Source organism: Campylobacter sp. MIT 12-8780 (assembly GCF_006864535.1).
GTDB lineage: Bacteria > Campylobacterota > Campylobacteria > Campylobacterales > Campylobacteraceae > Campylobacter_D.
The window spans coordinates 1-12589 of record NZ_QHLL01000009.1 but is presented as its reverse complement, the minus strand read 5'-3'; the positions used below and the strand labels follow the sequence as shown (position 1 = coordinate 12589).

Genomic DNA, 12589 nt, shown 5'->3' with positions numbered 1-12589 from the left:
AATGAGTGATAAATTAAATCAAGTTTTCCAAAAACAGCAAGTGCAAATTTCTCAGCCCTATGAGAATAACAAAGAAGATGAAATTATACAACTTGTAGGGCTTGTTGTAGGCGATGAGGAGTATGCTATACCTATCCTTAATATCCAAGAGATCATTAAGCCCATAGAATACACCCGTGTGCCTAATGTGCCTGAATATGTTTTAGGCGTATTTAATATGCGGGGCAATGTAATGCCTCTTATTGATCTAGCTCAGCGCTTTAATCTAGGTGTTTCAAAAATGACACCACAAACACGTTATATCGTGCTTAAGGGCGAGGAAGCAAGCAGTGGTATAGGTGGAAGTGCTGGCTTTGTCATTGATAGACTTACAGAGGCTATTAAAATTCATCGCAACCGCATTGATCCGCCACCTGAAACTTTACTAAAAGAAAAGGGTATGATCTATGGTATAGGCAAAAGAGATGATAATATCTTTACTATACTTAAAGTCGAATCTCTACTCAAACGCGAATTTTAATGTTAAAACTTTGCGTCTTTGACTTTGACTCCACTTTAATGGACGGCGAGACTATAGATGAACTTGCAAAGGCTTATAAAGTAGGAGATCAAGTCGCTTTGATCACTCATAAGGCTATGAATGGCGAGCTTGATTTTTTTGAAAGCTTGCAAGCAAGGGTAGCTTTGCTTAAGGGTATGCCTTATGAGCTTGTGCTTAAAACTTGTGCAAATTTACCTTTGATAAAAGGTAGCTTAGAGCTTATCTCTCATCTAAAAGGCAAAAATATCAAAATCGCTGTATTTAGTGGTGGCTTTCACGAGGCTTTAAATGAAGCTCAAAAAACACTCAAATTTGACATAGCCTTTGCAAATTTCTTGCACCATAAAAACGAACTTTTAAGCGGACTTGTGGGCGGAGAGATGATGTTTTCAAACTCAAAGGGACTTATGCTTCAAAGACTTAAAAAGCTTTTAAATATAAAACAAGATGAAGTGCTATGCGTAGGGGACGGGGCAAATGATATTTCTATGTTTAAAGAAAGCGGACTTAAAATCGCTTTTTGTGCCAAAGAAGCCTTAAAAGCTCATGCTGACATTTGTGTTGAAAAAAAAGACTTAAAAGAAATCATTCAATATATAAATTAAAAAGGAAAAAAATGAAAAATTTCTCATTATGGTGCGATTTTGTTGAAGATAGCTTTTTAGATACTGAATTTGTAGAGCTTTTACAAAGTGGCAAAATCAACGGAGCGACTTCAAATCCAGCTATTTTTAAAAGCGCTATACTCAATCACCCAAGCTATAAAGCAAAAATCACCACACTCAAAGGCAAAAACGCAAAAGAAATTTATGAAAACCTAGCCATAGCTGACATAGCAAAGGCTGCTGATAAGCTTGCTTTAAACTTTTTAAAAAAAGATGATGGTTTTATCAGCCTTGAGATCGATCCACATTTACAAAGCAATACAGCTTTAAGCATAGGAGAGGCAAAAAGGCTTTACTCAGCCATAGGCAAACAAAATGTCATGATGAAAGTGCCAGCTACTAAGCAAAGTTATGAGGTGATGAGCGTTTTGATGAGCGAGGGTATCAGCGTTAATGCAACTTTGATCTTTTCGCTTGATCAAGCAAAAGAATGCTTTGAAGCTCTTAATGAAGGCTTAAAAGCCTTTCGCAAGAAAAATGTAGCCCTTAAAGGACAGCTTCAAAGCCCACAAGCTGTTATCAGTGTCTTTGTAAGTCGTTTTGATCGGCTTTTAAACAACAAAGTGCTTGATAAAAATCAAATCGGCATACTCAACGCCAGCCTTGCTTACACCCACATAAAAGAGCAAAATGAGCCAAATATACGCACCCTTTTTGCAAGCACAGGCGTAAAAGGCGATGATTTAGACAAGGATTATTATATCAAGGCTTTAAAATTCAAACACAGCATAAACACAGCTCCACTTGATGCAATCAAAGCTTATAAAAACTCGCCTTTGCTTGAGTGTGAAAGCAAGAGTGAGCTTGAAAAAAAATTGTATAAAAATATCTCTGAAGACAAGCTTGAAAAAGCCAGCAAAAACTTACTTGATGATGGCTTAAAACAATTTTGCATAGCTTATGAGGAAATTTTACAAGCTATTCAAAGCTAAAATACACCATTCAAACAAGTTTTATTTGCAACAAAGCTTGTTTGAATTTAAAACAATCGTATTAATTTCGTATTCAAACAAAGCTCATTTTCTTCTTTCAACCCCTAAAATTTGCTAAAGCTAACCGCTCTTGCTCCTTAAACCGAGGCAAAAGATAATTGATAAGGTGTAACTTGATAGACAAAATTAAGCCAATTATGAAAAATCACACTCGCATTTGATCGCCAACAAAAGCTTACTTTGCCATTTTCATCGTAGTAGTTTAAAGGCTTTTCTATACTCTCGCCTTTGTCTAAATCCCTTTTATATTCAGCATCAAGTGTAAATTTGGCATACTCTGGGTGTGCGAGTATAAACACATCTTTAAAATCCCTTATCATACTTATGCCACTTTGTTTGCCCTCAAGCAAAATTTTCAAGCTTTCATTTGCCCTAATTTGTGCCTCATTGATACCAGAATGCCTAGAATGAGGCATTTTCACGCGTTCATCAAGCCCACTTAAAAGCAAGTCCTCACTCACAAATTCGTGCTCAAACACACCAAAAAGCTTCTTTTTCAAAGAAATCTTTTGAATTTGATGAAAATGATATAAAGCTGCCATTGCACCCCAGCACAGATATAATGTGCTTGTGGTGTGTGTTCTAAGATAGCTTAAAACTGCAGCAAACTCTTGCCAATACACTACCTCTTCAAAATCCAAATGCTCAATGGGCGCTCCTGTAACGATAGCGCCGTCAAATTTCTGCCCCCTAATCTCATCAAGGCTCACATAAAAGCGATCAAGATGGTTTTTATCTGTATTTTTGCTCTCATAACTTTTTGTCTTTAGCAAGGTAATCTCAACTTGCAAAGGCGAGTTTCCAAGCAAGGATAAGAGCTGATTTTCTGTTTCTATCTTTGTTGGCATAAGGTTAAAAATCAGCACTTTTAAAGGGCGTATATCTTGAGTGATTGCCCTTGTTTCATCGATAATAAAGGTAAAATCTTTCAAAAGATTAAAGGCTGGAATTTCTTTAGGGATAATCAAAGGCATATTAACCCTCCTTTTCTATGGCTTGCTTTAAATCAGCGATAAGATCATCTGCGTCCTCAAGTCCTATGCTTAAACGAAGTGTGCTTGGCGTAATGCCAGCTGCTTTTAACTCCTCTTTGCTAAGCTGAGAATGTGTCGTTGAAAAAGGATGTATAATCAAACTCTTGCTATCTCCGATATTTACAACCAAAGAAAAAAGTTTAAGCTCATTACAAATTCTTTGAGCTGCCTCAAAACTCTTTGCTTCAAAGCTTAAAAGCCCACTTGCTTGATTATTTTTAAAATATTTTTGCAAAAGTTGATGATAAGGGCTTGTTTTTAAAGCTGGGTAATTCACCTCCTCAACCAAAGGATGAGCCTCTAAAAACTGGGCTATTTTAAGGGCATTTTGGCTGTGTTTTTGTATGCGAAGATCAAGGGTTTCAAGTCCTTGTAAAAGCTGCCAAGCATTAAAAGGGCTTAAACTTGCTCCTGTATTTCTAAGCCATTCAAGCAATACACGAGAACAAAAAAGCGGTAAATTTAAATCCGCATAAATTAAGCCATGATAGGCTTCATCTGGGGTGTTAAACTGAGTATAGCGAGGATTATTTATAAGCACTTCATTTAAGCCCTTTCTTTCAATGATTGCCCCGCCTAAAGTGCTTCCTTGCCCATTAGTATATTTAGTCAGACTATACACACTCACATCAACGCCAAATTCAAAGGGCTTGTGAAGAAAAGGTGTCCCAACAGTGTTATCACAAATACTGATAATATTATGCTTTTTAGCAATTTGTGTGATTTTTTCTGTATCAGCAATTGCAATTTGAGGATTTGAAAGACTTTCAAAGAAAATAAGCTTAGTTCTTTCATCGATCGCCCCTTCAAGCGTGCTTAAATCATCAAGATCAAAACTTTTACACGATATACCAAGCCTTTTAAGTGTATGCACAAACAAAGTCTGTGTTCCTCCATAAATTTTATCTGCATACAGTATATTATCTCCATACTCAGCAAGATTGAGCACTGCATAAAAAATCGCCGCACTCCCACTAGCCACCACAGCACTCATAGCTCCACCCTCAATAGCAGCAAGCCTTTTAGCAAGCACATCTATGGTTGGATTTGCCATTCTTGAGTAAGTAAAGCCTATCTCTTTAAGGCTAAAGCGATTTGCAGCTTGTTCTAGGCTTTCAAAACTATAAGCTGAGCTTTGATAAAGTGGCACGCTTGTGGTTCTTTTGCCTTCATATTCATAGCCTGCGTGTAGAGCTAAAGTCGCACTTGCATAATCATCATGTTTTAAATTTGGCATTTTGTTTTCCTTTTTTATTGGGTTTAAATCATAAAAGCACAAAGGCTTTTAACTTAAATTAAGTGTTAAAGATAAATAAAATAAGAGTTTTTAGCGCGCAAAAGCACGCATATTTGCCATAGAAGAAAAAAGGACAAGTGCTTGAATGAAAACAGACATATTCATTTGGCTTCTCCTTTTAAGTTTTTTTTGAAATTTTCATTGTAGCTTTTTTCATTGTAAAAGTCAAGTTTTTTTAAAAAAATAAAATTGGAATACTTTTTGCTTTTATATAAACGCAATATGATGAAAAGAAGGTTTTATGGACATTAATACAAGTTTTTCGAGTTCTAATACTCTTTTAACCCAAGCATTAAATGTAAATAATGAGAAAAAAAATATCCAAAATACTCAAGAAATTCACACCCAAGAGGTGAAAAATCCTGATTTAAAAGTTGAGTTTGAAACTCAAAGTTTTGCAAGTGAATTTGGCTTTAGAACTGATGAAAAAGGCATTTTTCAAAAGGATTTAAACCATGCTGCAAATTTACCTTTAAGTTATGAAATTAACATAAAAAGCGTGCAAAGTATAGCCAAAGAGCTTATGAAGCAAGATGAAAATTTAAGCTTTAGCAAAATCGACTTGCCCCAACTTTTAAATACTTATTACTTAGCTTTAAAAGCTGTTGAACCTGAATTTGCAAAAAATGATAATATTTATTTAAATCGAGGCGAGGTTGCTGGACTTTATCAAGGCTTTTCTACAAAAAGTGGAGATTTTTCAAGTGAAATTACACGTCTTTATAAAGGAGAAAACGAGCTAAATTCAGCCCTAACGCACAATCAAAACCTTATACCTTTAAACCTTGAAAACAAAATTATCAATTTTCACTTTGACTCAGCTATAAATAATACAAGCCAAAACGAGCTTATTAAGCCTTATTTAAACAAAGAAAGTGAAGTTTCAAAAAGCGGACTTTTGATGAATTTTATACACAAAGATATAAAAAGTGCCAACGAAGAAATAAATTTTTTCATCGAGCCGGTGAATTTAAATCTAAACTCACACCAAAATTTTTACAAAATGCTTCAAGGCGAAGGTTCTTTTGAGAACTATATTCAAGAGCAAAGCAAGGAAAGAATGAGCTTTGATTTGTATTTGTATGTCAATGGAGTAAGCAAACAAAACACACAAAGCGATAAATTAAACCTACTCTATCAACAATATCTTAACTATCAAAAAGACTTAAATATCGAAGAATTTACACGCTCAAGCTCGATTTATTCACTTTATACGCAAGCTTTAAATGCTGAATTTAAACAAATCAAGCAAGAAGCAAGCACACAAAGCGATCAAGAACAACTCAACCAAATCAATCAAACAAGACAAAACTCGCTTGAAAATTTCTACACTCAAAGACAAAAACAAGCAAATCTTAACAAAATCGTTCGCTCGTATATGAGCGTTATGTCGTGATTTCGCACAATTTTAAAATTTAATGGATAATTTTAAACTTATTTTTATTTTTTTGTGTTATTATTTGCAGATAAATTAACAAGATAAAATAAATCTTATTAAAAATAACTATCAATTTAATTAGTTTGTTTTTAAAAGCTTTATTTTTCGCAGATCAAAGGATAAAACACAATGAAAGTATATTTAGATAATAACGCAACAACAAAACTTGATCCAAGTGCTTATGAGCTTATGCAGCCGTTTTTAACCGAGCATTATGGCAATCCAAATTCGCTTCATCAATGGGGTTCAGCCACACATGCACCTTTAAGAGAAGCTATGGATAAGCTTTATGCTGGACTTGGTGCAAGGGATATTGATGATATAATCATTACTTCCTGTGCTACTGAGAGCATTAATTGGGTGCTTAAAAGCATTTATTTTGATTATATCTTAGGCAAGGAACGCGATGAAGTTATCATCTCTGGCGTTGAACACCCAGCCGTAAGTATGGCGGCTTTTTTTCTAAAAAGTCTTGGGGTAAAAGTTATTGATCTGCCCGTAAATAGCGAGGGACTTTGTAGCGTAGATGATCTTAAAAGCGTCATCAGTGAAAAAACAGCCCTTGTTAATGTTATGTGGGCAAACAACGAAACAGGCATGATCTTTCCTATCAAAGAGCTTGCCGAGCTAAGTCATGAATATGGGGCTTTATTTCACACTGATGCCACTCAAGCTGTGGGTAAGATCAAAGTTGATTTTAATGCTGCTGGGGTTGATCTAGCAAGCTTTTCAGCACATAAATTTCACGGACCAAAAGGCGTGGGTGGTTTATATATCAAAAAAGGCATTAAGCTCAGCCCGCTTTTACACGGCGGAGAACACATGGGCGGACGCAGAAGTGGCACGCTTAATGTGGCTGGTATAGTGGCTATGGGCGAGGCTTTAAGGATAGCAAATTTAATGCTTGATTATGAGGATTCTCATATCAAACGCTTAAGAGATAAGCTTGAAGATGCTATCTTAGCTCTACCTGATACAAGCGTGGTTGGTAGCAGAACAAATCGCGTGCCAAATACGATTTTAGCAAGCATTAAAGGTGTTGAAGGCGAGGCTATGCTTTGGGATTTAAATAAAAATGGCATTGCAGCAAGCACCGGATCAGCCTGTGCGAGCGAGGACTTAGAAAGTAATCCTATCATGGAAGCAATAGGCGCAGAAAATGATCTAGCCCACACTGCGCTAAGGCTTTCTTTATCAAGGTTTAATACTGAAGAAGAAATTGATTATGCAAGCGAGCAAATTAAGCTTGCAACCGAGCGTTTAAGGGCAATTTCAAGCACTTATGCATATATACCAAAAGCTTACAAAGAAAGGAATTAACATGGGAAAAAATAATTTAATCGGTGGATCTATTTGGGACGAGTATTCACAAAAAGTCCAAGACAGAATGAATAATCCTCGCCACATGGGTGAATTTACAGAAGAAGACGCTGCAAAAGCTAATGCTAGACTCATCGTAGCTGATTTTGGAGCTGAAAGCTGTGGGGACGCGGTAAGACTTTACTGGCTTGTTGATGAAAAAACAGATACTATCAAAGATGCTAAATTTAAAAGCTTTGGCTGTGGCACAGCTATAGCAAGCTCTGATACTATGGTTGATCTTTGCATAGGAAAGCAAGTCAAAGACGCAGTAAAAATCACCAACTTAGATGTTGAATTTGCAATGAGAGACAATGAAAACACCCCAGCTGTGCCACCTCAAAAAATGCACTGCTCGGTAATGGCTTATGATGTGATCAAACAAGCTGCAGCTCAATATATGGGTGTAGATGCAGAAAGCTTTGAAGATCAAATCATAGTGTGTGAGTGTGCTAGAGTTTCGCTTGGCACGATTAAAGAAGTTATTCGCCTAAATGACTTACACACAGTTGAAGAAATCACACAATACACCAAAGCAGGTGCATTTTGCAAATCCTGTGTTAAACCGGGTGGGCATGAGAAAAAAGATTATTATCTTGTAGATATTTTAGCTGAAACAAGGGCTGAAATGGAAAGAGAAAGACTTAAAATGGCTGCAACACATGATGATATGAGCTTTGATGAGATGACTATGGTAAAGCAACTTAAAGCTGTTGAAAGCGTTTTAGATACTGAAATTAGAGCTATGCTTCACAGCGATGGAGGGGATTTAGAAGTCATTGATATACAAAAGTCAAATGAAGGAAATGTGGATATTTATATACGTTATTTAGGAGCGTGCAACGGCTGTGCAAGCGGAAGTGGCGCAACTTTATATGCTATAGAAAATATCTTACAAGAAGAACTTAGCCCAAATATCCGCGTTATGCCGGTATGATAAGATTGTCTCAAAAGCTTCACAATGAGAGGCTTTTGAGCTTTTTTAGTTATTTTCTTTTGATTTTTTGTGAATTTTTTGGTATTGTTCTTAAATCCTGATAAAAAATAAGAATTTTTAAAAAGAAAAATAAATTTGCAAAAGCACGATTTTAAAGCTTTTGCAAATCTCATAAATAATTAAAGTTTAGACTCGTATCTTCTAAGCATATAAAGTCTTTTAAGCATTTTCTTGCGAGCTGAAATTTTTTGTTTTTTGCGAATTTCAGTCATAGGCTCAAAAAATCTTCTTGCTCTTACTTCTGTTACGACAAGATTTCTATCAACTTGTTTTTTAAATTTTCTATACGCTTCATCAAAGCTTTCATTAGCATGAACCTTAACTCCTGGCATTTACATCACCGCCTTTCTACTTTAAAATGAAAGGCAAATTATAACATAGTTTTCACCCATTTTTTCAAAAAGAGTATAAAAATTTAAAATTTGTTTTAGCATTCTTGTATTATAATCAAAGCTAATTGATAAAGAACAAGGAAAAAATATGAAAAATTTCATCACACATTATGCACGCAAACGATATACTAGCTTTATTATCATTACCTGTATCGCGTTGATCTTACCCTTTATCCGTATAAACAACAACCACTTTTTTTTACTCAGCTTTGATCATAAAAAGCTTGATCTTTTTTTCATCTCTTTTAGCACTCAAGAGCTTTATTTAATGCCATTTTTACTCATCTGTTTATTTTTGGGTATCTTTTTCATCACGACTTTAGGAGGGCGAATTTGGTGTGCGTGGTCTTGTCCGCAGACTATATTTCGCGTTATTTTTAGGGATTTAATCCAAACAAAACTTTTAAAAATTCGCACTTCCATAGCCAATAAACAAAAAAATTATGAAGGAAAAATCCTTAAAAAAATACTTGCTGTTTTGATTTTTTACGCTCTTTCTTTAGTGGCTGTGAGTAATTTTTTGTGGTATTTTGTGCCACCTGAGGACTTTTTTGCTTATATTCAAAATCCGGGCGAGCATTTGCTTTTAATGGGAATTTTGTTTGTTGCCTCGTTTTTTCTCACTCTTGATGTATGTTTTTTGGCTGAAAATTTTTGTATTTATGTATGCCCTTATGCAAGAATACAATCTGTTATGTTTGATACTAATACCATTCAAGTTATTTATGATGAACACAGAGGTGGCAAGGTTTTTGATGGAGCGACAAAACTTTATAAAAAACCTCCGCAAGGTGAGTGTATAGGCTGTGAAGCCTGTGTGGCTGTGTGTCCAACGCATATTGATATAAGACGCGGTATGCAGCTTGAATGTATTAACTGCTTAGAATGTGCTGATGCTTGCTCTAAGATACAAGATAAGTTCAAGCGAGAAAGTCTCATCAACTGGACGAGTTTTGAAGCTGTAGAAAAAAGGCAAAAAGTGCGGTATTTTCGCTTTAGGACTATAGCCTATTGCATTGTTTTAGCCGTAGCTGTGATAATTTTGATTTTTATGGGAAGCAAAAAAGAACATATGCTCTTAAATATCAACCGCAGCAGCGAACTTTACCACATAGAACAAAAAGACGGAAAAACTGAAGTAAGCAATGCCTATGTATTTTTGTTTGATAACACTGATAATAAAGCCCATGAGTATTATTTTAAAGTAGAAATTCAAGGAGATGAAAATGCTTTAAGCATAGTGCGTCCAAGTAAGCCTTTTACCCTTAAAGCTGGAGCAAAAAGCAAACAAATCGTTGTTTTAAAAACTGAAAAAAATCTTAGCAAAAACAAAGATCAAGATACGATTTTACCACTTAAAATCACAGCCTTTGCTCTTGATGAAAGCGAAAAGATCAAGGTTGAGAGGGAAAGCATTTTTGTGTATCCAAAAGATATACAAAAAGATTAAAGTTAAAAGCGTAAGTAAAACAAGTGCGTAGCGTTTAAGTTAATCTTTAACTAAGCTTTTTTTGTTACAATGAAAGCTTAAATTTTTCTTGAATATGGAGTTTTGATGAGTAAAGCAGATATTGTTGTAGGCATACAATGGGGCGATGAAGGCAAGGGTAAGATCGTTGATAAGCTTTGTGAAAATTACGACTTTGTGTGTAGAAGTGCTGGCGGACACAACGCTGGACACACAATCTGGGTAAATAACCAACGCTACGCCCTTCATCTCATACCTTCAGGCATTTTACACCCTCAATGTATCAATATCATCGGCAATGGGGTTGTAGTTTCTCCAGAAGTACTCATCAGCGAAATGGCTCAGTTTGACAATCTCAAAGGCAGACTTTTCATCAGCGATAGAGCGCATTTAAATCTAGCTCATCATACTTTAATGGATATAGCCAAAGAAAAGCTTAAAGGTGCAAATGCTATAGGCACTACAGGAAAAGGCATAGGACCAAGCTATGCTGATAAGATTAGTCGTGTAGGACACAGAGTAAGTGAGCTTTTAGAACCGCAAAGGCTTTGCGAAGCTTTGTTTGAAGACTTTGAAAACAACAAAATGCTTTTTTCTTTGCTTGAAATTCAAATCCCACAAAAAGAGCAGCTTTTAGCAGATTTAAAACGCTATAGCGAAATTTTAAGTCCTTTCATCACAGATACAACAAGAATGCTCTGGAAGGCTCTTGATGAAGATAAAAGAGTGCTTTTAGAAGGTGCGCAAGGCTCTATGCTTGATATTGATCATGGAACTTACCCTTTTGTAACAAGCTCAAACACCATTTCAGCAGGCGCTTTAACAGGACTTGGACTTAATCCCAAAGAAGTAGGAAAAATTTTAGGCATAGTTAAAGCTTATGCTACAAGAGTGGGAAATGGAGCTTTTCCAAGCGAGGATAAGGGCGAAGATGGCGAAAAAATAGCTCAGATTGGCAAAGAATTTGGCACAAGCACTGGTAGAAAAAGACGTTGTGGCTGGTTTGATGCTGTGGCTGTGCGTTATGCAGCTCGTTTAAATGGGCTTGATAGCCTTGCTTTGATGAAACTTGATGTGCTTGATGGCTTTGAAAAGGTAAAAATTTGCAAAGCTTATCGTTATAAGGGCGAAGAGATTGATTATATGCCAAATGATTTGGAAAATGCTGAGCCTATTTATGAGGAGCTTGAGGGCTGGGATAAGGTTTTTGGTATCAAAGACTTTGATCTTTTGCCACAAAATGCAAAGCTTTATCTTAAACGTTTAGAAGAACTTTGCGGAGTAAAGATCGGCTATATCTCAACAAGCCCAGAAAGAGATGACACTATAATCTTATGAAAAGCAAATATAGCTCGGTTTTAAAGGTTAAAAAACAAGGGCTTGATAAGGCTGAGCAGAATTTAAGTCAAGCAAAGCAAAGACAAGCGCAAAATGAACTTGCCTTTCAAAATGCAAGCTTAGAATGTGCAAACTTTGTCCTGCCACAAAATGGCAACACACAAATGCTTAAACAAAGTCTTGAAATGCTTGAAATCGCAAGAAATGTTAAAGAAAGAGCCAAAGAAAAACTTGAGCTAAGTCAAAAAGAAGTTTTGCATTATCAAACCCTTTATAAAAGGGCTTCTTTGGATTATGAAAAGATCAAATACTTACAAAGTGAAGAATTCAAAGCTATGCAAAAACGTCTTAAAAAAGAAGAGGAAAAATTCCTCGATGAAATCGCTATAAGCAGACATTTTTATGGAGCAAAAGATGAGTAAAAAAAGTATTTTTTTTATAGTTTTAAGTTGTAGTTTTATCTATGCCTTGACAAATGAAGAGCAGTATTTAGAGACAAGAAGACAGCAACTTGAAGTGCAAACTCGTGAATTTGATGAAGCAAAACAGGCTTTAGAAGCTTATAGAGCTTCTTTTGAAGCCTTGCAAAAAGAAAGGTTTGAAGCCTTAGCCAAGAAAGAAGCCGAATTAAACGCAACTTTAGCCAAAATAGAACAAACAAAAGCTGAAAATGAAGAACTTTTAAGAAGAAGTGAAGCTAATTTAAAAGCGATTAATTCAAAAACAAGTGATAGAGTAAAAGAAATTTACTCGCAGATGAAAGATACAGCAATTGCTGATGTGCTTAGTGCTATGGACGCTGAGGAGGCAAGTAAGATCATGCTTTCTTTAGACTCAAGAAAAATTTCAGGCGTGCTTTCAAAAATGCAAGCAGCCAAAGCAAGCGAATTAACCCTGCTTCTTAAAAAACAAGGGGATTTAAACGCAAGTAGTGAATGAGTTATGTTGTAAATTTTAACTTGCTTTTAATTCACAAAAACTCCCCAACTCCCCCTTTCGTTTTTTTTTTTTTTGATATAATGCTTTTTCATTTTTAAAAACAATAAATTGAAAATAACAAACAATATA

13 protein-coding genes are annotated in these 12589 nt (G+C 35.6%); 10 read left to right on the top strand and 3 right to left on the bottom strand.

What is annotated here, in order from left to right:
* Window position 1: 1 nt before the first annotated feature.
* From DMB95_RS07485 to DMB95_RS07475, 3 genes are read left to right on the top strand one after another with little or no spacing between them, the layout of a single operon-like run.
* The gene (locus DMB95_RS07485; RefSeq protein ID WP_034903305.1) at window positions 2-520 is read left to right on the top strand and encodes a chemotaxis protein CheW; all 519 of its coding nucleotides are present in this window, start codon (window positions 2-4) and stop codon (window positions 518-520) included.
* On the top strand, window positions 520-1146 hold the full coding sequence (serB, locus tag DMB95_RS07480) for a phosphoserine phosphatase SerB (protein WP_142931553.1): 627 nt from the start codon (window positions 520-522) through the stop codon (window positions 1144-1146). Before DMB95_RS07485 ends, serB begins: the two co-directional genes overlap by 1 nt.
* A gap of 11 nt (window positions 1147-1157) precedes the next feature.
* The gene (locus DMB95_RS07475) at window positions 1158-2138 is read left to right on the top strand and encodes a transaldolase (RefSeq protein WP_142931552.1); all 981 of its coding nucleotides are present in this window, start codon (window positions 1158-1160) and stop codon (window positions 2136-2138) included.
* A gap of 137 nt (window positions 2139-2275) precedes the next feature.
* On the opposite strand, the gene DMB95_RS07470 is transcribed toward DMB95_RS07475, so the two are convergent.
* Window positions 2276-3172 carry a homoserine O-succinyltransferase gene (locus DMB95_RS07470; RefSeq protein ID WP_142931551.1) on the bottom strand — a complete coding sequence of 299 codons (897 nt, stop codon included), beginning with the start codon at window positions 3170-3172 and terminating at the stop codon, window positions 2276-2278.
* Between the two features lies 1 nt (window position 3173).
* Window positions 3174-4469 (bottom strand): O-acetylhomoserine aminocarboxypropyltransferase/cysteine synthase family protein, encoded by a 1296-nt coding sequence (locus DMB95_RS07465; protein ID WP_142931550.1) that lies wholly within the window; start codon window positions 4467-4469, stop codon window positions 3174-3176.
* A 301-nt stretch (window positions 4470-4770) separates the two neighbouring features.
* Between DMB95_RS07465 and DMB95_RS07460 the strand changes: the two genes are divergently transcribed.
* From DMB95_RS07460 to DMB95_RS07450, 3 genes are all read left to right on the top strand, one after another.
* Window positions 4771-5925 (top strand): hypothetical protein, encoded by a 1155-nt coding sequence (locus DMB95_RS07460; RefSeq protein ID WP_142931549.1) that lies wholly within the window; start codon window positions 4771-4773, stop codon window positions 5923-5925.
* A gap of 171 nt (window positions 5926-6096) precedes the next feature.
* Window positions 6097-7287 carry a NifS family cysteine desulfurase gene (locus tag DMB95_RS07455; RefSeq protein WP_142931548.1) on the top strand — a complete coding sequence of 397 codons (1191 nt, stop codon included), beginning with the start codon at window positions 6097-6099 and terminating at the stop codon, window positions 7285-7287.
* 1 nt (window position 7288) lies between these two features.
* Window positions 7289-8263, top strand: coding sequence for an iron-sulfur cluster assembly scaffold protein (locus tag DMB95_RS07450; RefSeq protein ID WP_142931547.1), 975 nt, complete (start codon window positions 7289-7291; stop codon window positions 8261-8263).
* A gap of 179 nt (window positions 8264-8442) precedes the next feature.
* Here DMB95_RS07450 and rpsU read toward each other — a convergent pair whose 3' ends face one another.
* Window positions 8443-8655, bottom strand: coding sequence for a 30S ribosomal protein S21 (gene rpsU, locus DMB95_RS07445; protein WP_034903277.1), 213 nt, complete (start codon window positions 8653-8655; stop codon window positions 8443-8445).
* 148 nt (window positions 8656-8803) lie between these two features.
* On the opposite strand from rpsU, the gene ccoG reads away from it, so the two are divergent.
* The 4 genes from ccoG to DMB95_RS07425 all read left to right on the top strand — a co-directional run bounded on the left by ccoG (window position 8804) and on the right by DMB95_RS07425 (window position 12460).
* The gene (gene ccoG / locus DMB95_RS07440) at window positions 8804-10165 is read left to right on the top strand and encodes a cytochrome c oxidase accessory protein CcoG (protein WP_142931546.1); all 1362 of its coding nucleotides are present in this window, start codon (window positions 8804-8806) and stop codon (window positions 10163-10165) included.
* A gap of 105 nt (window positions 10166-10270) precedes the next feature.
* Window positions 10271-11521, top strand: coding sequence for an adenylosuccinate synthase (locus DMB95_RS07435; protein WP_137633533.1), 1251 nt, complete (start codon window positions 10271-10273; stop codon window positions 11519-11521).
* Window positions 11518-11943, top strand: coding sequence for a flagellar export protein FliJ (locus DMB95_RS07430; protein ID WP_142931545.1), 426 nt, complete (start codon window positions 11518-11520; stop codon window positions 11941-11943). Before DMB95_RS07435 ends, DMB95_RS07430 begins: the two co-directional genes overlap by 4 nt.
* Window positions 11936-12460 (top strand): MotE family protein, encoded by a 525-nt coding sequence (locus tag DMB95_RS07425; RefSeq protein WP_142931544.1) that lies wholly within the window; start codon window positions 11936-11938, stop codon window positions 12458-12460. Before DMB95_RS07430 ends, DMB95_RS07425 begins: the two co-directional genes overlap by 8 nt.
* The last annotated feature ends 129 nt before the right edge of the window (window positions 12461-12589 follow it).

What these genes read in the sequence shown, in the direction of transcription:
- DMB95_RS07455 (WP_142931548.1), top strand. Translation starts at nt 6,097, where the DNA reads ATGAAAGTATATTTAGATAATAACGCAACAACAAAACTTGATCCAAGT.
- rpsU (WP_034903277.1), bottom strand. Translation starts at nt 8,655, where the DNA reads ATGCCAGGAGTTAAGGTTCATGCTAATGAAAGCTTTGATGAAGCGTAT.
- DMB95_RS07475 (WP_142931552.1), top strand. Translation starts at nt 1,158, where the DNA reads ATGAAAAATTTCTCATTATGGTGCGATTTTGTTGAAGATAGCTTTTTA.
- serB (WP_142931553.1), top strand. Translation starts at nt 520, where the DNA reads ATGTTAAAACTTTGCGTCTTTGACTTTGACTCCACTTTAATGGACGGC.
- DMB95_RS07450 (WP_142931547.1), top strand. Translation starts at nt 7,289, where the DNA reads ATGGGAAAAAATAATTTAATCGGTGGATCTATTTGGGACGAGTATTCA.
- DMB95_RS07460 (WP_142931549.1), top strand. Translation starts at nt 4,771, where the DNA reads ATGGACATTAATACAAGTTTTTCGAGTTCTAATACTCTTTTAACCCAA.
- ccoG (WP_142931546.1), top strand. Translation starts at nt 8,804, where the DNA reads ATGAAAAATTTCATCACACATTATGCACGCAAACGATATACTAGCTTT.
- DMB95_RS07465 (WP_142931550.1), bottom strand. Translation starts at nt 4,469, where the DNA reads ATGCCAAATTTAAAACATGATGATTATGCAAGTGCGACTTTAGCTCTA.
- DMB95_RS07470 (WP_142931551.1), bottom strand. Translation starts at nt 3,172, where the DNA reads ATGCCTTTGATTATCCCTAAAGAAATTCCAGCCTTTAATCTTTTGAAA.
- DMB95_RS07430 (WP_142931545.1), top strand. Translation starts at nt 11,518, where the DNA reads ATGAAAAGCAAATATAGCTCGGTTTTAAAGGTTAAAAAACAAGGGCTT.
- DMB95_RS07485 (WP_034903305.1), top strand. Translation starts at nt 2, where the DNA reads ATGAGTGATAAATTAAATCAAGTTTTCCAAAAACAGCAAGTGCAAATT.
- DMB95_RS07425 (WP_142931544.1), top strand. Translation starts at nt 11,936, where the DNA reads ATGAGTAAAAAAAGTATTTTTTTTATAGTTTTAAGTTGTAGTTTTATC.
- DMB95_RS07435 (WP_137633533.1), top strand. Translation starts at nt 10,271, where the DNA reads ATGAGTAAAGCAGATATTGTTGTAGGCATACAATGGGGCGATGAAGGC.